At 37.3% G+C, this 19281-nt stretch carries 18 protein-coding genes; all 18 read right to left on the reverse strand.

Annotated features, from left to right (window positions below; all coding sequences use genetic code 11):
- Positions 1 to 63: 63 nt before the first annotated feature.
- Entirely contained in the window at positions 64 to 1053 is a 990-nt protein-coding gene (locus F8N35_RS03880) for a glycosyltransferase family A protein (protein ID WP_293050037.1), read from the reverse strand.
- Positions 1025 to 1858 (reverse strand): hypothetical protein, encoded by an 834-nt coding sequence (locus tag F8N35_RS03885; RefSeq protein ID WP_293050038.1) that lies wholly within the window; start codon positions 1856 to 1858, stop codon positions 1025 to 1027. Before F8N35_RS03885 ends, F8N35_RS03880 begins: the two co-directional genes overlap by 29 nt.
- A 236-nt stretch (positions 1859 to 2094) precedes the next feature.
- Entirely contained in the window at positions 2095 to 3117 is a 1023-nt protein-coding gene (locus F8N35_RS03890; RefSeq protein WP_293050039.1) for a glycosyltransferase family 1 protein, read from the reverse strand.
- A gap of 189 nt (positions 3118 to 3306) precedes the next feature.
- Positions 3307 to 4131, reverse strand: a complete 825-nt coding sequence (locus F8N35_RS03895) for a glycosyltransferase family 2 protein (protein ID WP_293050040.1) — start codon at positions 4129 to 4131, stop codon at positions 3307 to 3309.
- A 205-nt stretch (positions 4132 to 4336) separates the two neighbouring features.
- Positions 4337 to 5395: a hypothetical protein gene (locus tag F8N35_RS03900; protein ID WP_293050041.1), complete on the reverse strand. Its 1059-nt coding sequence runs from the start codon at positions 5393 to 5395 to the stop codon at positions 4337 to 4339.
- Between the two features lie 12 nt (positions 5396 to 5407).
- On the reverse strand, positions 5408 to 6382 hold the full coding sequence (locus F8N35_RS03905) for a glycosyl transferase (protein ID WP_293050042.1): 975 nt from the start codon (positions 6380 to 6382) through the stop codon (positions 5408 to 5410).
- A gap of 13 nt (positions 6383 to 6395) precedes the next feature.
- Complete coding sequence (locus F8N35_RS03910) at positions 6396 to 7106, reverse strand: methyltransferase domain-containing protein (RefSeq protein ID WP_293050043.1); 711 nt, start codon at positions 7104 to 7106, stop codon at positions 6396 to 6398.
- A 17-nt stretch (positions 7107 to 7123) separates the two neighbouring features.
- Positions 7124 to 8920, reverse strand: a complete 1797-nt coding sequence (asnB, locus tag F8N35_RS03915; RefSeq protein ID WP_293050044.1) for an asparagine synthase (glutamine-hydrolyzing) — start codon at positions 8918 to 8920, stop codon at positions 7124 to 7126.
- A 93-nt stretch (positions 8921 to 9013) separates the two neighbouring features.
- Positions 9014 to 10159: a glycosyltransferase family 4 protein gene (locus F8N35_RS03920; RefSeq protein ID WP_293050045.1), complete on the reverse strand. Its 1146-nt coding sequence runs from the start codon at positions 10157 to 10159 to the stop codon at positions 9014 to 9016.
- 33 nt (positions 10160 to 10192) lie between these two features.
- Complete coding sequence (locus F8N35_RS03925) at positions 10193 to 11188, reverse strand: glycosyltransferase (RefSeq protein ID WP_293050046.1); 996 nt, start codon at positions 11186 to 11188, stop codon at positions 10193 to 10195.
- 24 nt (positions 11189 to 11212) lie between these two features.
- Positions 11213 to 12172: a glycosyltransferase family 2 protein gene (locus F8N35_RS03930; protein WP_293050047.1), complete on the reverse strand. Its 960-nt coding sequence runs from the start codon at positions 12170 to 12172 to the stop codon at positions 11213 to 11215.
- 2 nt (positions 12173 to 12174) lie between these two features.
- Positions 12175 to 13368, reverse strand: coding sequence for a glycosyltransferase family 4 protein (locus F8N35_RS03935; protein ID WP_293050048.1), 1194 nt, complete (start codon positions 13366 to 13368; stop codon positions 12175 to 12177).
- The gene (locus F8N35_RS03940) at positions 13365 to 14255 is read right to left on the reverse strand and encodes a glycosyltransferase (RefSeq protein ID WP_293050049.1); all 891 of its coding nucleotides are present in this window, start codon (positions 14253 to 14255) and stop codon (positions 13365 to 13367) included. Before F8N35_RS03940 ends, F8N35_RS03935 begins: the two co-directional genes overlap by 4 nt.
- Positions 14256 to 14274: 19 nt before the next feature.
- Complete coding sequence (locus F8N35_RS03945) at positions 14275 to 15306, reverse strand: glycosyltransferase (RefSeq protein WP_293050050.1); 1032 nt, start codon at positions 15304 to 15306, stop codon at positions 14275 to 14277.
- The gene (locus F8N35_RS03950; protein ID WP_293050051.1) at positions 15306 to 16142 is read right to left on the reverse strand and encodes a class I SAM-dependent methyltransferase; all 837 of its coding nucleotides are present in this window, start codon (positions 16140 to 16142) and stop codon (positions 15306 to 15308) included. The genes F8N35_RS03945 and F8N35_RS03950 overlap by 1 nt, the downstream gene beginning before the upstream one ends.
- A gap of 6 nt (positions 16143 to 16148) precedes the next feature.
- Positions 16149 to 17453, reverse strand: coding sequence for an ABC transporter ATP-binding protein (locus tag F8N35_RS03955; protein WP_293050052.1), 1305 nt, complete (start codon positions 17451 to 17453; stop codon positions 16149 to 16151).
- Between the two features lie 27 nt (positions 17454 to 17480).
- A complete protein-coding gene (locus F8N35_RS03960) occupies positions 17481 to 18164 on the reverse strand; it encodes a class I SAM-dependent methyltransferase (RefSeq protein ID WP_293050053.1) in 684 nt (227 codons plus the stop codon).
- Positions 18165 to 18385: 221 nt separating this feature from the next.
- Positions 18386 to 19237 carry an ABC transporter permease gene (locus tag F8N35_RS03965; protein ID WP_293050054.1) on the reverse strand — a complete coding sequence of 284 codons (852 nt, stop codon included), beginning with the start codon at positions 19235 to 19237 and terminating at the stop codon, positions 18386 to 18388.
- Positions 19238 to 19281 lie beyond the last annotated feature (44 nt).

Raw genomic sequence — 19281 nt, forward strand, 5'->3', positions numbered from 1 at the left:
GTTCAAGGCTTAGCATTCAGTTCCTCTCTCTCATCATTTGAATGCTGGTCACTCATTGAATATTCATTTTTTGGCATGTTTAAGAATATATTGCTTGGTTATTGAACCCAATCGCATGAAACGAAACTGTAACTGTAAAAGTGAAACCGGAATTCTGTACCTGATTCGTTCTTTCATTGGCTGATTTTGCCAATCAACTTTTAGAAGTTCCACTTTAGCGATCTCGCGTGTAGTTTTGTCTAAATAGTATGGATGTAACACATACACCCTCAAAGCATCCAATAGTTTTTTCAGAAACACATTTTCACGTTCTTCACTTTCGAGATATCCCAGATTGAAGATAAAATGCTGGTGAGGAGGATAAACGCGTCCGTAGACAACAGCCCGGTTTTCTTGTTCCACATCGTGATTATAATAAGCCAATGGTTGGTTCAGAAAAGCTACTTTATATTTAAGAGCTATTCGTATCCATAGATCGAAATCTTCTCCCAGTTTAATTGCCGGATTCATTCCGTGGAACTCTTCGTAGGCTTTTTTATTTATAATGGTAGCACTCGTCCATACCGGCATACAGAGAGTTTTGGCATATACTTCGCAATAGTCTATATAACCGGCTTTAAATGAGTAATCCACTCCAATGTTAGCTTTATGTCGAACTCCTCTTTTTACCTGATAGTACGAGGCGCTGTAGAGTTTTGCTTCTGGGTATTCTTCTATCAGATCTTTCATTTTTGCCAGATAATGCTTGTGCCACCAGTCGTCGGCATCCAGAAAGGCAATGTAGTCATATGTTGCCTCTTGTACTCCGACATTACGCGCCATGGAGACTCCGGCATTAGGCTGGTTGATGACCCTTACATGCTCTACTAGAGAGTTATTACCTTCTTTTTGCTGAGAATGCAGGTAATGGTTGACCACTTGCAAACTATTGTCAGTAGAGCCATCGTTTACAATAATCAGTTCAAACTCGTGGTAAGACTGATTCAACACTGACCGTATCGCTTTTTCAATATGCGCGGCTTTGTTATAAAGGGGAATGATAACGGAAAACATGAATAAACTGTATTAAAGCATTTACTTTAGGGAAGAATAAACGATTGCTATTTTGTTGTTTAAACTTCTTTGTGACATATCGATAGATTTTTTTTGTCGTAAATAAGGCCAAAAGAGGGTAAGATGTATAATTGGATTCGTATACTAACTTTCCATTAAAGCTATTCTTAAACCTATTGATGCCAATTTTTTTAGGATCATCAATGTTGTGGTCATCATACCCGCCAAAATCATATTGTTCAAATCCTAAGTTTTTAAAATATAACATATCAGCATAATGCAGATGCCTGTTGGCTCTGCCAATTAGAGCTCTTAATTGAATGTTTTTAATCCGGCAAATATCGGAAACTGACGCTTCCAAACATACCCGTTTACTATTTGGGTCTAAAAAATATAAATGTCCAATGATGATTTTACCATCCAATTTACAGACCGTTGCATGTAGATTATTCTTAAGCTCCTTTCGTAACTTATAATGGCGCCATCCTTTTGTGTCGGCGTAGTTGTTATAAATATCCATAAAATCAGTCATAGATGCGTGTAAATCAAACTCTGTTGCTCTATCTCTGATTGAACGGTTGATTTCGTACACGGTTTGCTTTTTAAAGGATCTCAATAACTCTGATTCTGATTGTTTTAGGGAATTAATTAGAGTGTTAATCGTTTCGCGTTTAAATAAAAAGGAATGCTTATTGCTTTGGGTACTACGGTACGTCCCAAAGATACCATTTATTAATGAAGGTTTTTGAGCAAAATAGATGATTTTGAATGGAATTAATCCGGACTTTGATTGTAAAATAATCATGTTTTAATCAGTCTCTTTTATATTATTGAAGCAATCAACATATACATGTTGAAACGGGATTCGATATTGATAAACGAATAATTGGTTATTAGAGTCCCAATATATTTCTCTTTAAATTTACTCGTGATGAATCCCAGATTATATCAGGGGTATCATTATTAATAGCTCAAAAAATAACAAATATCAACCAAATTGGTTCGGTTTCTCTTTATGTTTTATTGTAATCATACTTATGTCTATATTCCAAGGAGTTTTAACGATTCAACAGGAGATCCGTATTTTTCCCAATACAAGCGAGCCCCAGATTCTAATTTGTGTCGATAATCATCATTACAGATCAGTAAAGAGATGGCCTGTATTATTTCTTCTTTACTTCCGTTATTAATTATATGTATATTTTCTCCGTGAATCAAAGGGACAGGAAGATCGTTTGATAAAGGGGTTGATATAATAGCTTTCCCTAATGCCAAATATTCGCCTAATTTCCATCCATGACAATTCCAGAAAGCAGGTGTATTAAATACAATCCATGATTCCTTTGTCTTTTGAATATATTCAGTGATTGGAATTTCACGATTCCATATAACATCTGAAAAAAGATTTACGGATGATCTGTTTTTATTTTGGGGAATCAAGCCTCCTTCAAAATTCACTAAATGCATTTTTATGCATGCACGGATAAAATTCGCCCGAGTCAGATTAACACCTTCGTCGTTATTGTTCCATTGGTCGGAATACCATAAGGTGCTCATATGGAATATGTAAGGTGTGTCTGCTGTTTTTAATGGCTTTTGGTAAAACTGTAAGGGTAGACGAAGATGATATTGACGCTTATACCTTCCTAATAATTTTCGAGCTTTGGAAATATCTAGTCTGCTTTTTAGTGCATTGAAAATAGCCAATTGAGAAGTGTTGGCCAAGTCCCACACACGAATGCCAAAACTGGGCACTAATGAAATTAATTTGGGATATTCGTTCTTAGGTGTTTGTTTCCAATTTGTATTTACCTTCCCATATCTATCGCACCATTCGTAGCATTCATCGTTTATAGAAGGAAAATCATCAAAATCAATAGATATTTTGAATTCCTGTTTATGTTCTATGATTATACAATTGAAATTGTTTCCGCGTGATTTAAAATGCGTATAAGGTAAGTTGTTAAATTCTATAGAACTCTTGCCATAATAGTCTATAAGTCCCTGTATATAAAAGGAACTATAATAAACATTGGTTGCCGGATCTAAAATAATTTTTGTCATTGTAATCAAACCTTCACCGATTATAGATGTGTAAATAGAATTCTTTTAACCATACCAATGGAGAACTGCAATATAAATATGATTATTTATTGACTTCGTATTATTTGATCAAATTGTCAACCCAATAAGCTTAAATCAAGCTAGATGATTGAGATGGTGATGGGATAAATACTGTCATTAATTAATGATTTATCTCGTCCATTTTTCCCATTTAAACAATCCTCTCTCCATCCACCAGACTAATTTCCGGGTTAACCAGTATTTATTAAGCCGTTTCATCTGTTCTACGGGAAACGCCCATTGTTCGTAATCTTTAAGTAGTGCAGGAGACAGAAGAGATGCCAATACTTGTTTCCTCTCATTTTTATCCAACTGTTGATTGGTCGTACTGATCCCGTTCATATCAAAAACCGTAACATCAATATCGCGGTATTCGATTTTTTCCTGTCCGAAAATAATAGCTTGCAGGTACCATTTCCAGTCCGATACGATTTTCAAGGTTTCATCATAAAGTCCGTATTTGTCAAAGAGAGAACGACGGATAAAAGCAGGAGAATGATTCAGAGTTCCGTTATAGAAATCAAGCAAGGTAGGTTGTTTTCCGGCAAAGCCTCTGTCGCATAAAATTCCTTTTGGTAAGGGCTTTAACATGTTGCCATATATGATTGACAATTGATAATTGACAATTGACACCTGATGCAACATCTTCTCTGTTACATCCATGGCAGCAAGCGTATCTCCGGAATTCAAAAATTGTACATACTCTCCCTGAGCAATTTTTAAGCCCTTGTTCATAGCGTTGTAGATGCCGGTATCCGGCTCACTCAGCCAACGAAATCGTTGAGTCATTGAATTGTTGAATTGTTGAATCGTGCGTATGCTTTCATCAGTTGAGGCTCCGTCAATCACAATATACTCAAAATCTTTTGAAGTCTGAGCAAAAACGCTTTCCATGGTCTTTTGTAACCCGGAGGCGTTGTTTTTATTGATGGTTATGATGGAGAGTTTCAGCATGAGAAATGTGCGGTTTTATTATTCGTTTTGACAAAGATACTCTTTTTGCTTTTTTTATGACGCTTTTTATTGATAAGAGGGGCATTTTGACGCTATTTCGTAATGTAAAACAGAGTGATTTTAATTCGACCTTTTTGATGATGTATTGTCTCTGTGTGTATCTGTCGATGAATATTATAATGTTGTGGAAAATAATTTAGTCTGATTATAGGACAATGTGGCCTTGAGTGTAAAAAAGTTCATTGAGATTTTTGTCGTCTTTGCCTGTTGAGGTATAATACAGATACAATGTATTGTGGTCAATAAATCCGGTCGGCTTATAAAGATAGGAACGATATTTCAGAGACGGTTCAGAGTAGTGACTATTGACAAGGGGCTTGATTCGTGATTTAAAGTGAATGTAATCTTCAGAAACGCTTAGCATTATATTGTCCCCCCATTCGGCTGCCGAAAAAAGATAGAGCTTGTTTTGGTACTCAAACAAATCGAAATGCCAGATATCATGTTTTTGTGGCTTGGGTATAAATAAAAGTCTTCGACCAATCCATTTTTGCTTCCATTTGTCGCATGTATAAGTAGATTTTACTTTGGTTGTCCCTTTGTAAACAAAATCCGGAGATTCTAGAGAAGTACCTTCCCAAATGGCAATGCCTTCGCTTTGGCGGGTAGGTTTGTAACGATAATGTGCGGTATAAAATAAATAACGGGAGCCCCTTTTTATCAAAATCGGACATTGTTCTTTGTCTTCGACAACGCTGTTCTCGGTCAGATATACTTTTACGGAGCTGAAATCTTTGCCATCCTTAGTGAAACATCCTACAGTAGCTTTTTCTATTCCAAGCTGCTCACATAGCGGCGTGCCCACTTCGCGCCAGAGAATCCACATTTTGCCATCCTCATAAAAGAGGGAAGGGTCGGAGTTGAACCCCATTGGAGGTGTATCTCGGACTATCGCTACAGGTTCCCAGTTAATGGGAATATCACTGTCTTTGGAGTAATAGAGTATAGGATTCTCTAAGGAACAGTCTCGTTGATAATAGGGTGATTGGACCATCCACCAGTTATATCCGCAAAATCCTTCCGGGATATGTCGGATACATGGATGAAGACAGTCATTATGGTATTTATCCGGATTGGGAGTTTGGATAGAAATAAGTTTACCTACAGGCATCATTTGCTTTGGATAAAAGCGGATCAGATAAATTAATAATCCGATGATTACCAATGCAGAAAAAAAGAGTATGTATGTCCCTGATAAAGGCATGTGGTGTGCTTTTTAGCAATAGATTTTTTTCTTGATTACAAAAATATTTTTTCCTCCGAAAAGCCGGGACATTCTATTGACAGCTTTTTGCCAGAGAGGGCGTTTTTGTCGGGAGTTGGCGCTATAAAAGGCATTGATAATGCGTTTGTCTTCGTAAAGAACATCCAGAAAACGAACTTTTTCTTTTGTGCACAAAGATTGATGCCTTAAAGCTAAACTTTCACTACAATTCTCTCCGCTTCCATCCAGCCCGATATTATCGACATAAGAAACTACGGGGATAATCGAGACGGCATGATTAACAAAGTGAGCTACAGTAAACTGGATCGACCATATATTCAGCTCGCCGCTTTGTTGCATTTGAAGCATTTCAAAAACATCATCACCTCCTCGGTTAAAAGCTTCTTGCATAGCTGAATTCTTCAAGAGGGTCGGGTAGTTTGATACGTTCCAGTCTATTTGTTTCCATCTGTCTTCCCATGTTGCCCATCCCCACGAATCGTTGCGTAAACCGACATAAACATCGTATTCGTAATCAGCCGGAATTTGCATCATTTTGGGAGGCATAGTATAACCGCTGATGGAAAAGACTGATTTCTTCTCTTCGTAATAGGCTAATGCAGAGTTCATATAGGTTAAGAATGCTGGAGAGGTAATTAAATCATCTTCCATTACAATTACCCTATGGTATTTTTGTATTACCTGAGTAATGCCTTCTTTAATTGATGATGCCAACCCTTTGTTTGTATCGGACAAAATCAAATCAACCTGTTTGCACCAGGATTCCCGGGTTGCGATGTTTCTGACCTCTTGTATATTTGCAAGCGTTTCGTTTGAAGCATCCTTTTTCGGCCCGTCACAGAAAATGTAGAGATGGCTTTCGTCTGCAAGTTTGTTGCGCTTGAGAGCAATCAATGTTTGCTTAGTGTGATCTGGTCGATTATAAAGAAACAATGCAATAGGTGCCGGATTGTCGTTTTTGTTCATAGTAGAAGCTGGGTTAAATGGGCTTGGTGGCTCGTACTGTGATTGTAACCTGATAGTTAGGGTCAATATAATCTAATTCTTCTTTCTTGAGCTCGCGGCTGGCTAATCCTTCAATAAAAGACATCGCAGCGAGAACATTTCCATAAGTAGATACATTAAAATCATCAGTCGGAAAAAATTCTTCAAATAATTTTTGAGCACTCAAAGATGTGAATCGCCAATAATCCCCCCATCTATCCATATCGTAGCTGCTAATCTGACTGATGCCGGATAACGTCACTAACATAGTACCTCCCGGCTTGAGCATCCTGTGTGTATGATACAAAGCGGCATGAAAATCATAGATAAAAGGGAGTGTTTGAGGCAACAGAATGCAATCATATTGGTTTGCTGGCAAATGGTCGGCACATGTCAGATCGGCTACTATTGTGGCTTTGGGATTGCCTGACTGGACGTGCAAAACATCAGAGTGGCTTATCTCTTTCCCATATTTTGTGGTATAGGTGTCGTCTCCGATTTCAAGAACTGAGCCCTGAATAAATGCCGCATTTTTCTGCATAAAAGAATCAATATAATATCTGGCTATGGACTGACTCCCCCTGTCATAACCAAAAAGATTGCTGAAAGGTTTCAGTCGTCTGAAACTTCCCCAGAGTTTTAACCGGTGAAAGTATTTGCGTGCAGATTTTATCTTGCGTTGCAGTATTGAAACGGATAGGTTCATGCGTTTTTCAAATTCTATTAAGTCCTCAATAAATGTTGAGTTAAGATCTTGTCAGCTAATACCGAATTATAAAATTTAAAATCGGAATTGAATAATTGATAGTCATACTTGTTTGATACATCGTTTACAAATGAGATGGGAGGAGTAAACCCTCTTTTTTCTGCATAAAGAATGTAATCCGGAACGATGCCTTGCAGCGTTTCTTTCAAAAAGTATTTGGGTACTCCCTTTTTGTATTTGTAGTTTAATGGCAATGAAGATGCGAATTCCACCAATTGATAGTCGAGCAGGGGAGAGCGGATTTCAATGGAATTACCCATACCCAACCTGTCGGACAGATATAGATAAGCCATTATCATGGTTTTGTCAAACAGAAAACGATATATATAATCGATTTCGGTACCTAAGGGTGTGTTACCATACGAAAAATTCAGATCAACGTCTTTAAATTGGAATTTTTCTCCCTGATAAGTGAACGTAGTTTTGTTTGCAAATTTGCAATAGTCATCATACATCCAGTAGCTTATGGAACTGTCGTTGATTTTGTTTGGATATCCTCCATAGAGAATATATTGCCAGTTTTTAGCCAGGAAGCGCAAAAATTCTTTTTTCTTTGCCACTCCTTTCCAGGGAAAAAGGCTTTGGTGTTTTTTCTGAATGTACAATGATTCTGCCATATCATTCCAGTACCCGTAACCGTAAAACAATTCATCGCCGCCCATGCCTCCAAGCAATACTTTAAATCCAAGAGCCTGTACTTTCTTATATAGTGCCCACTGGGCGAATGCTGCAATATCCGTTACAGGTTCATCCATTCGAGCCGTAAATTCATCAAAACACTGGCCGAAATCATTCTCATCCAGTTCAACTTCGTGATAGGTAAAGCCCTTTTCTTTAGCAAAACGCTTCGCTACATCACGTTCGTCGCAATTATGTTGTCCTTTATAGCCGGCAGTGATAGTATGTACTTCTCTTCCGGTTTCTTTGGCGAAAGCGGCAATCGCACTTGAGTCGATTCCCCCACTGAGCATGATAGCAATAGGAACATCGCTACGAAGGCAAATATCGACTGATTCCCGCATCCGGCGAAGAGTTTCCGCTTTGGCCTCTTCAAAAGATCCGGTAAAGGCGGGTGTTAAGTCACGTTGCCAATAATGATGTTTAAGGACTCCCTGTTGGCTAACTAGTACATATTGACCGGGCTCAACCCTTTTTACCTGATCGATATAGGTTTCCCTTGAATGGATGGGAGAAGTGTAGCGAATCGGCTCAGCCAAACGTTCCAAGTCAATTTGAGGTTCATCAATGAACGATTTTACAATTGCCTTTAATTCGGAACTGAATACAACGCCACAGGGAATTTCGGAGTAATACAGAGGTTTTTCTCCGATACGGTCACGGCCTGCAAATAGTTGCTTTTTGTGGGTGTCCCAGAGGCAGAACGCGAACATACCCCTCAGATATTTCAGGCACTCCACTCCATATTCTTCGTAGAGGTGGAGAATGGTTTCCGAATCACTGTCGGAATTGAAAATATGGCCTTTAGCGATGAGCTCTTTTTTTATTTCGATGTAATTGTATATCTCACCATTACACGAAAGCACTAAAGATTTGTCTTCGTTAAAAAGCGGTTGTTTCCCACGTTCTAATCCAATAATAGAAAGCCGAACCTGAGCCATACAGCAAGTTTCGTCATACCATACTCCTCGATCATCAGGTCCTCGGTAATGCATTTCATCGTTCATTTGATGTAGCTTCCGGATATCTGATTCGGAAATTTGGGTATAACGGTATAATGTCGAAATTCCACACATATGTTAGTAATGGATAATGAGTAACAAAGTGATGCTGGTTCAGTTCTTGAGACCTTAAAGTTAGTGATTTTAGTTGAAGAGGCCAGCAATATTTTATTGTAGTAAAATCAATTTTTTAATTTCACCGAAGATGGATTCGTAATTCAATTGAGCCGAGAAATTGGCCTGCGCATATTTCTGAGCCGACTGTCCCATACTATCCAATAATGCAGGATCATTTACAAATTGTTCAATTATATCGGCTAATTTATCGACATCATAGAGCGGATATAAGTGTCCGCATGTGTCTTCTTTTACAATCTCTTCGTTAGCTCCTGATTGGCTGGCAATAACCGGCATCTGATGTAGCATGAATTCCACCGTGGAACGACCGAACCCTTCATCGCGAGCACATACAATCCCAATGTCCATTTGATCCAATAATGAATGTATATCCCGTTGATGTCCATGATTTACAATGTAAGTGTCCAAAAGATTAGCTTTAATATATTGGTTCAGTTGTTCGAGGTATTCTTCTTTATAACCTCCGATAATATGCAGTTGGATGTTTTTACAATCTCGTTTATTCACCAGAATATTCAGCGCTTTTACAACATCCAGCTGGTTTTTTTGTTCGGATACGATTCCTACAATGCAAATGCGTAAAATATCGTCTTTTGCAACCTCCTTTTGGGGAGGCGTTGTCAGACTGACCCCGTTATAAATCACCTTAATTTTATCGGATGGAATTATTCCCGTGTATCTACTTGCAACAAAATTGGAAATGGCTATATAAGTTGATGCTCCTTTTTTAAGTATATGTTTAGATAGTGAGTTACCCAGCGAAAATTTGAACCCATAAGCATCCAATGTTTCTCTGAGATGCCACACATGGGGGCATTTCAATCGACGACAGAGATAGACTCCAATATTTACCGTAATGGAATTGGTATAAACCAAATCAATGGGCTGATTAATAAATAGCTGGGTCAGTTTTTGTATTCTTAAACGGTTGCGGATCTGTTTACGAATATTTAAACACCACTGAAATGCGCCTTTATCGTTGTTCACCCACCAGTAATAATGCGAAACAACATACCGGATTCCCTCTTGCTCCAGATAGGCACATATCTCTCCCTCACGTGGCAGTAGTACAATCGGGGTAATATTGTATTTCCGTTTCAAAGCTACTATCAGGCTGCATAACGACTGATTGGCGCCATACATAGCTGAATAATGTGAAATAAAGAGAATGGTCATGAGGCATTGAGCGTTGAGGGAGCAATTTGTAATTCAACCGGCTTTAATATTGCTTATTGGGTAATCAGTTATGTACAATGACAACATGAATTTGAATAAACGGAGCCTTTTTTTACTGAAAAACTTTAATGTCTTTGATCTGCCAAATAATGGGAATCGCATACTCCATAATAACTTTGATAATTGTTGTTTTTGGCCTTTGGGGAGTCTGGTATAGAGCTTGTAATTCTGTTTGTCCCATATGAAGTCTGAAATAAGGGTTGCAAATTCGTTCTTGTAATGTTCTAGTTGATTTGCTTGCATTAGGTATTTTCTTATTTCTTCGAGAAACTGAATTTGCTTAATTGGTAAATTTGAGCCAGGTTTACTTGACTCGCTTTCCATCTGTTTATTCCAAATATAAAATTCTTGATTAATATAATGTATTTTATCTGTAGATAAGAATGCTTGTAAATTGAAAAGTGTGTCCTCTTCGTAAAATATTAATCTGCTTTTAAATGATAGAGCATGAGTATCAATAAATGCTTTTTTAAATATAGAGCCCCATACACTTTTTGATAAAATGTTTTGATTAACAGCAGGATCCATAGGTAAAATGATTGATCTGATTACATCGTCTTTACCCGGATTGTTATATTTGATGATTTCAGTTCTGTCATTGTACTTTATGCTAGAATTGCTAAACACGATGTCCGCATCACATTCCCTCGCTTTTTTATATAGAAGTTCATACATGTTTAGGGCTCTGGTATCGTCATGGTCAGAAAATCCAATATATTGACCCGTTGCTAAAGAGATTCCTTTGTTCCTGGATTCAGCAATGTGTAAATTCGCTTCATTGATGATATATTTAATCCGATCATCCTTTAATGCATATTCTTTAACAATGCCAATACTTCCATCCGTTGGGGCATCCAGAATACAAATGATTTCGATGTCTTGTAGTGTTTGATTAATCAGCGTATCTAAACATTCATAGAGCCTGTCGCCTGCATTGTGGATTGGAACGATAACTGAAATTAGGGGCATATTCTAAATTATAATAGCTTTTGTTTATAGCCTGATATAGGGATATCGCAAATATAGATACTTGAAAAGAGATAGGTAGGGTCTTATTTTTTTAAGATTAGTTTGACGTATTAAAGCTTTGTATTGTGATCTGTTTTTTCGATCAAACATCCTCAAATGTTTGACTATATTTCCTAACTGATACTTGATTAAGTCATCTAAAATAGTAACAAAACGCTGATTTATATTCTTATTATTTAAGAAAATACTGCGCAGCTTATCACATCGTAATGCTAACTGAATCCAATATTTTAGGTGAACAGGAGAAATTGGCCGGTTTGTAATTGAGGATGAATTATTTCGATAAAAATAGGGAGCTATATCCAGATGTTTCACTTTTTGAGCCACCGCAAACATCTTTATTGAATAATCCGAATCTTCAAACATTACTTTTTCAGCAAACTCCAAGCTGTTTTCCGTAAGGAATGATTTTTTGCAAATTCGCCGCCACGCTTCAACTCCTTTTTGCCACCACAATTCGTTGGTGTCAAAATAAAATTCGGCTCCGCTGCAAGTTTCCAGTGTGTAATGTGTGTGGTACGGGATTATACTTCCGTCATCATTTACTACCAGATAATCGAAATGTAATATTTCCGGTTGATGATTATTTAGTTCTTGCGCCAACGCTTTCAAAATATTGTGCTGAATATAATCGTCCGAGTCAATAAACCAGATGTATTTGCCGACGGCATGTTGCAATCCGATATTTCTTGCTGAACCGAGTTTTACATTTTCAGGGAGAGCAATTAATATTAATGTCGAAAATTCTTTTTGAAGCCCGATAACTATATCTTTGCTATTGTCTGTAGAGCAATCATCCACTACAATTACTTCATAGTCTTCTAAAGGAATATCCTGTTGGTATAGACTCCTGATGCATTGTTCGACGTAAGGAGCTACGTTGTAAACCGGCACTATCAATGAAAGAAAAGTTTCTGATTCCATTCTTAAAGATCTGTTTTGGTAGAAAACGTAGGTATTAGTTCTTCATAAATTCGGAGAAGTTTTTCTCTGAAAGCTTTCTGTCCAAAACTCTTTCTGATGCGGTTGGAAATGACCTCTGGATTGTAGATTGCTCTTTGTTCAAACATTTTCTTAATAGCATCAGCAAATGCCCTCGGATTGCGAATAGGGACAATAATTCCGTTTGTATGATCTACAAAGTCGCGAATTCCTCCGCTATCGGTACAGACCACCGGTAAGCCATTCATAATGGCCTCAGCTATGCCTACTCCAAAGGTTTCTGATAAACTGGAGGAAACCAAAAAAGAATAGCGTCGGTAGGATGATAATAATTCTTTCCTCTCTTTTCTTCCTTTAATACTAATGAGCTCTGACAAGCCTCTTTTTTCAATGTCTTGCTGTAAATTATAGCGGGGGTTATCATCAATCTGATACTCCCGATTACAGTCAATGCCAATTATATCAAGATGAAAATTGGTAAATTCATCTGTTTTTAATAAAGAAATTGCATCTAAAAGTACATCGATGTCTTTGTCTGCGAAATGGCTGGCAACAAACATAATATTTCGGTTTTCAAACTTGGAATCAAATTGCTCTGGCACATAGCTGTCCAATAACAGATTACCGACAATTTCCGTATATCGCATTTTTATACCATTGGTTAAGAGTGTGCGATATTGGTAATTACTGCCACATAAAACCATGTCCGCTTTTTCATACACCAGCTCTTTTAGGCGCTGAAAACGGTTTGCTTCGTGTCGTACAAATAATATGTGTTCGCTCATCACTACCGGAATCTGATGTGATTTAGCCCATTCACAAATAAAAACAGCAGTGTCGCTAATTTGATGGATGTGAACCAAATCAGGTTGGCTTCCTTTGTATAATTCTCGAATGCACTTATCCAATCGGTGCATTAACCAATTGGATTGTTTCTTGCCTAAAATAGAGGGCAGATGATTGATGAAACTATAATGAATTCTGTAAATGTCATCTTGTTGAATTGAAAATGCAGGAATCTTATGCAGAACAAATTGGTTGATTGCTTTCTTCTTCCCCAATGTTTCCTGAGTGCCCAGTATCACTTTAAACTCATACAAGTCAGATACAGCATTCATCTGATCCTCAAAGAAATTTGCCGGCCATCCATCAGGCACAAATAATATTTGATGTTTCATGACTGTAATGATTTGATCCAGCGTAATGGTTTGAGAAGAAGCTTTCCTAATCGATAGTTTTTTGATTTCCGTATGGATTGTAGTTCTTTTTGAAGTTGATCTTGTGTTTCATGCGAACGTCGAATATATAGATCCATCAGTGTTGATTCAATACTCTCAATTTCTTGGTATGAAAGTTGAATTCCACGAAATAAAGGCAGTTTCTCTCTCCATTTTCCATAAAAAGTTAACGTTGCTTTGATCCATTCTTGATTAAAGGACCCTTCAGATTTATGTTCTATTAAAATATCAGGAACAATTTGTACCTGAAGATTTAGTTCGTGGATTTGCATGCAAATGTCAAAATCATATAAATGAAACCCATTGTAAGTCACGTCATCAAATTTGATTCGATGGTCAGTTGCCTCGAATAATGATTTTTTTATACAAAACCATACCCCATCTAACGTAACGCCATATATGGGTATATTACTACTCACATTATAATGAAGTTGAGTTTTATAATTTTTGTTTTCGGTATATCCTTGAAGCAGATTCAAAGAGTAAAATCGGTCTTTATTGGGTAAATCCCAGCAAGATACTAATGGAATCTTTGAAAGATAATGAGACCCTCCAATCCCTATGATCCCGACGTTTTCAGCACTTAAATATTCAATCACTTTTTCTCCCCAGTTTGGGGTGTGATACAGTATATCTTCGTGCATAAAGCACAAATAGGCATATTGAGCTCTTTTTACACCTTCATTGTAGGCCGAAAATATAGAGTAATTGTTCATGGAATTATCTATAAAGATGATTTCATATTCCACCCCAATAGTTTCTTCTATATTATTTTTTAACTTTTGCGATATGGTTGAGCTTCGGGAACAAATGATGACGGATAGCATAAAATTGTTTTTTGTAAATTTACATGCCTTTTTTCTGTTTTTTAATCAGGTAAGACTTTACTAGATGTCTTGCACTTTTAGGCAATAAAATTTTTGATAGCAGTGCACAAAAAATTCTTTTTTTTTGATTTGTGTATTTTAATGCCCTAATCATATGATACAATGCATGCCTTTTTTCTCCATTATCTCTTAAAAAAATAGCTTCAGCTTCGCATTCTATTGAAAGTTGATGTTTGAATATTTCAACGAGATATAAAAAACTTCCAAGATTTTTTTTTGAATGAATCTTGGTTTTTAAAAAGGCAATAAATTTTTTGCGTAGAAAAATGTCATATTTGTAAATAAACAGCTCTTTCTCTCTGTTTGATGATGCAATTACGCTTAGTTGATGATCTCTGAAATAGTTTAAATTTTCTGCACAAAATGCAAGTTTTCCAATTGTGAGTAACTTTAACCATAAAAGCCAGTCTGCACAGTATTTTACATCAATATCAGTTCTACCCACTTCAATAAAAGCTTTTTTCCTGAATATGACTCCGCTGGCATTCGGAATGGTGTTCTTGAAATATAAGAACTTCTCTATATAAGACAACCCATCAATAATAAAATTATTATCGAATATACATCCTAAATCCTTTGTCCAGTCATTCCAACTTCCTGCTATGTTACCCATTGAATCTGTCTTTAATGATTGGCAATATGAAATGACAATGTCATTAGATTCTATTCCATTTTTAATTACTTTTTCAAGGAAGTGTTTATCTGCGTAGTCATCTGCTTCTGCGATCCAGATCCACTCTCCCGTTGCATATTCTATTCCTTTATTCCATTGAATAAAAGGGGATCCACTGTTTGCTTCGTAATATACGATTTTTTTTATTTTGGGATGATTCTTGTATTCTTCAATAATTGATTTGCTATTATCTGTAGAATGATCATCCAAAATAATCACTTCAAAATCCTGGTAAGTTTGATTGATTACACTCTCAATTCGTTGTTTTAAATAGATAGCATAATTGTAATTGGGGATTATTACGGATATTTTTGGCATTAACGAATCAATGAAAGTTTATGCTTAATATAAGAAAGCGGACTTATGAGAATCTTTCCAAGTTTAAATGCATTAGTGTTGCGAACTGATCTTTCTGTTTCAATAAGATCGTTATCCGTAATTATTTGCTCAAATTCACGATAGCAAATTATTTGATTTTTAGGAGTGAAGTTAAGATCGTCTGTTCCTATGGCGATATTATAAATAGGATTCAATCTAGATGAATTTCCTTTCTTGTCTATAATTAACGGTGTCTTATAATTTAAAGAATCTTCGTCGAGTGCAATTATAGATCCAACAAAAGTTCTTTGAGCATAAAAAATAGATCTTGAGAAATGATTTTTTATTAAATCTCTAAATTCTTCATAATATAATTCCTTTACATGGAATTTGTTTTGATAATTAGGTAGATCAGAATAGTAATATTTGTCAGGAGAAGAAATTATAAGGATGCCATTATTCTTTAAGACTCGCTTTATTTCAAGCATCATTTCTTTATGTTTGTCATGATGCTCAATTGTTTCAAAACTTACGACAATGTCAAAAGTATTGTTAGGTAAAGGGATTGCAGTCGCATTGCCTTGAACATATTTAAGGTTGTTAGACTTATATTTATTATTAGCGTGTTCTATTGCTTCATTGCTTATGTCAACACCTACAGTCTCTTTAGCATGTTGAGACAAGAGATGTGAGCCATATCCCTCCCCTGATGCAATATCGAGAACAGTTTTTCCCCATAAATCAATTTGATTTATAACAAAATAATAGCGATTGAGGTGTTCTAATTCTATTATTCCGCTTTCACCGGGAATGAATCTTTCTCCAGTTGCTTGCATATATACTTATTTAATAATTTCAACTCGTTGAGTCCAATCTAATTTCGGTCGAATTATCCCGGGTAAATCCCCTCGATGGTGCTCATTCCGGGTTAATGCATTCATTGCTTCGATAATGTTGATGCGTGCTAATTGCATCTCGTGAAATAGTATTTCAAAAGGGTTATATCTCATACAGGCGAAGCTAAAATCAAGTGTGTCGCTTTGTAGTAAGTTTGCTGGAATCCAGGATATTATTTTGTATTTTCCTCGCTTAATGGTCTTGATTCCTTCATATGAATTCCCATCGTGTGAGGTGAATAAATGTGTCTCTATATTATTAAAAACATTAATACCATGAGTAAAGAAAGGGACATCTTCGGTTACTTCATATTCGATGCAAAATCCGAATTTCTGATTAATGAACGCAAAATCTATCTGGTTGTTATTGCTATCGATAAAATATACTTTGCGTATTTTTATATAATGATTTCCAGGACATTCAGATCCATTCCAAATTCTTTGGGGAGAAATTGTATTTGTGGAAGATAGGTATTGTTTTACCACCGATTTAATATTGTTTTCAATCAATATTCTTCCATTGTTTAGTAAAATGCCTCTAGTACATAAATCTGTGATTGCCGCCATATTATGACTTACAAACAATACCGTTCTTCCTTCTCCTCGAGATACATCCTGCATTTTGCCGATGGCTTTTTTTTGGAATTCGGCATCGCCCACGGCAAGGACTTCATCTACCACTAATATCTCCGGTTCAAGGAAAGCGGCTACTGCAAAACCGAGGCGAACGGTCATTCCCGAGGAGTAACGTTTCACAGGAGTATCGATGTAGCGTTCTACACCGGCGAAATCGACAATCTCGTCAAATTTACGGTCAATTTCAGATTTGCGCATCCCCATAATGGCACCATTCATATAGATGTTTTCACGGCCGGTCATCTCGGGGTGGAAGCCGGTACCTACTTCGAGCAGGGAGGCAATGCGTCCTTTGGCTTTGATGTTACCCGTAGTGGGAGCAGTTACCTTGGAGAGTATTTTAAGAAGGGTGCTCTTGCCTGCGCCGTTCTTGCCGATAATGCCCACTACATCGCCCTGTTCCACCTCAAAGTTAATATCTTTTAGCGCCCAAACGTACTCGCTGCTTCCCTTATGGGCGCGATCGTTTACCTCCCCGATCCTCAGGTAAGGATCTTCCCGGCGCAGAATATTCATCTGCCACCACCGGTTCAGATCGTGGGAGAGCGTTCGGGTAGAAACAAGACCTAAGCGGTATTGCTTGGAGATATTTTCAAATTTAATTGCCGTAGGCATGACGTATTCGGTTAACGTTTAATAGGTTCATTTTTGTCGGACGCAAAACAGTATCCACGGACTTTGCGACAGCCAACATTTTAAGTGTAATAGTTTTTCCAACCATTCAAAGACCGGAACAAAAATGGAATTCGAAGATAAAGGAAAAGGCATCCAGTTCATTCCTTCCATTTTTTCAATCTCAAATCCGGTTTGAAGTAATAGTTCTTTCAAATCATTCAGCTCTATGTCGTGATAGGTGTAACCATCTCCTTTTATCCAATGTCTGATTTTGCGTAAAGTGAAACGCCAGCTTTGCGGATTCTGGTAAGTGAAAATAAATCGGCCTTCCTTTTCAAGCAATAGATTCACTTTTGAAAAATATCTTTTTAGATCGTTGAAATAGCCCAATGCTTCAATACACAAAATAAGAGAAAAGGTATCATTTAATTCGCTCTCTTCAAAATTTCCGCAGAGTGTTTTTAGTTTCGGATTTCGTTCTTTCGCCAACTGCAAAGCCTCTTGATTCAGATCGATCATGGTGATGTCTTTACTCAACTGTTTTTCATAAAGAGGAAGTGCAAAACGGCCGGACCCCCCTGCAATATCAAGTACTTTGTCAAAATGACCTTCCCCGTATCGGGTAATGAACTCAAACTGACATTTGAATTTATAATGACCCACCCGGTTATTGTATGCTCTTTTATCTAAATAGTCCCAGTTATATGCCATGGAGCCCGTAGTTAATGTGTCGTGTTTAATGTTCAAGGTTATAAAGTTCAAAGTTTAATGAATCAGGAAGGCTACCCATTAATAATTGATTCCAAGCTCCTTATGTTAACGATGAACTGCCTGGCTATGTCGTACCTACGGCACTCTGTTCCAGGAGATAATCCTATATGCTATAAATATATCGTGCCAAATGGCACTTTCTCACCACCTCACTTCCTGTATTACACTGTGTCCATGAAGCTTCTTTGCACCTTGTTGAACACCACGATTCCGATGGCCAAAAGTGCCAACATAAAGCCAAAGCTGTAGGTCAACATGCCCCAGCTGAAAGTGCCGATACCTAAAGCTCCGTACTTGAAAGTTTCTACAATCGCGGTCAGCGGATTTAACGCCATGATCCATTGCCTTTTTTCAGACATCACGCTTAGCGGATAAATTACCGGTGTGGCATACATCCACAATTGCACGATGAACCCGAACAAAAGTGTCAGGTCGCGGTATTTTGTTGTGAGCGACGAGATGAGAATTCCGAAACCCAGCGAAAGCCCTGCCAGCATCACAACCAAGAACGGAAAAAGCAATAGATATTCGTTGGGGTGGATGTTGGCGCCGCTAAAGACGTAAAACAGATATACAGCAATGAGTAACGAAAGTTGAATGCCCATGCGTATCAAACTGGAAGTGACTGTCGAGAGTGGAACAATCAATCTTGGAAAATATACTTTACCAAAAATATCGGCGTTATTGGTAAACGTGTTCGAGGTACGGTTGAGGCATTCGGAGAAATAATTCCACATGCAGATGCCCGCTAAATAAAATAATGGTTGAGGCAGTCCATCGGTAGAGATTTTGGCAATTTTACCGAAGACTAACATGTACATGATGGTGGTCATGGCCGGTTGGATAAAAAACCAGAGCGGGCCTAAGATCGTTTGTTTGTAAGAAGTTATGATGTCGCGTTTAACGTACATCTGCCATAAGTCCCGGTATCGCCAGATTTCTTTGAAATCAATGTCCAGCAAATGACCTTTAGGCTTGATGACAGTTGTCCATTCTTGTTGTGTATTTTCCATCTTCGAATCAATGCATTCAGCTTGTGAAAAAATGTTGGTCGAAA

Source organism: Paludibacter sp. (assembly GCF_009712605.1).
Taxonomy (GTDB): Bacteria; Bacteroidota; Bacteroidia; order Bacteroidales; family Paludibacteraceae; genus Microbacter.

Excerpts from the sequence above, each read along its gene's own strand:
- F8N35_RS03880 (WP_293050037.1), bottom strand. The coding sequence starts at position 1,053 with ATGTTTTCCGTTATCATTCCCCTTTATAACAAAGCCGCGCATATTGAA.
- F8N35_RS03885 (WP_293050038.1), bottom strand. The coding sequence starts at position 1,858 with ATGATTATTTTACAATCAAAGTCCGGATTAATTCCATTCAAAATCATC.
- F8N35_RS03890 (WP_293050039.1), bottom strand. The coding sequence starts at position 3,117 with ATGACAAAAATTATTTTAGATCCGGCAACCAATGTTTATTATAGTTCC.
- F8N35_RS03895 (WP_293050040.1), bottom strand. The coding sequence starts at position 4,131 with ATGCTGAAACTCTCCATCATAACCATCAATAAAAACAACGCCTCCGGG.
- F8N35_RS03900 (WP_293050041.1), bottom strand. The coding sequence starts at position 5,395 with ATGCCTTTATCAGGGACATACATACTCTTTTTTTCTGCATTGGTAATC.
- F8N35_RS03905 (WP_293050042.1), bottom strand. The coding sequence starts at position 6,382 with ATGAACAAAAACGACAATCCGGCACCTATTGCATTGTTTCTTTATAAT.
- F8N35_RS03910 (WP_293050043.1), bottom strand. The coding sequence starts at position 7,106 with ATGAACCTATCCGTTTCAATACTGCAACGCAAGATAAAATCTGCACGC.
- asnB (WP_293050044.1), bottom strand. The coding sequence starts at position 8,920 with ATGTGTGGAATTTCGACATTATACCGTTATACCCAAATTTCCGAATCA.
- F8N35_RS03920 (WP_293050045.1), bottom strand. The coding sequence starts at position 10,159 with ATGACCATTCTCTTTATTTCACATTATTCAGCTATGTATGGCGCCAAT.
- F8N35_RS03925 (WP_293050046.1), bottom strand. The coding sequence starts at position 11,188 with ATGCCCCTAATTTCAGTTATCGTTCCAATCCACAATGCAGGCGACAGG.
- F8N35_RS03930 (WP_293050047.1), bottom strand. The coding sequence starts at position 12,172 with ATGGAATCAGAAACTTTTCTTTCATTGATAGTGCCGGTTTACAACGTA.
- F8N35_RS03935 (WP_293050048.1), bottom strand. The coding sequence starts at position 13,368 with ATGAAACATCAAATATTATTTGTGCCTGATGGATGGCCGGCAAATTTC.
- F8N35_RS03940 (WP_293050049.1), bottom strand. The coding sequence starts at position 14,255 with ATGCTATCCGTCATCATTTGTTCCCGAAGCTCAACCATATCGCAAAAG.
- F8N35_RS03945 (WP_293050050.1), bottom strand. The coding sequence starts at position 15,306 with ATGCCAAAAATATCCGTAATAATCCCCAATTACAATTATGCTATCTAT.
- F8N35_RS03950 (WP_293050051.1), bottom strand. The coding sequence starts at position 16,142 with ATGCAAGCAACTGGAGAAAGATTCATTCCCGGTGAAAGCGGAATAATA.
- F8N35_RS03955 (WP_293050052.1), bottom strand. The coding sequence starts at position 17,453 with ATGCCTACGGCAATTAAATTTGAAAATATCTCCAAGCAATACCGCTTA.
- F8N35_RS03960 (WP_293050053.1), bottom strand. The coding sequence starts at position 18,164 with ATGGCATATAACTGGGACTATTTAGATAAAAGAGCATACAATAACCGG.
- F8N35_RS03965 (WP_293050054.1), bottom strand. The coding sequence starts at position 19,237 with ATGGAAAATACACAACAAGAATGGACAACTGTCATCAAGCCTAAAGGT.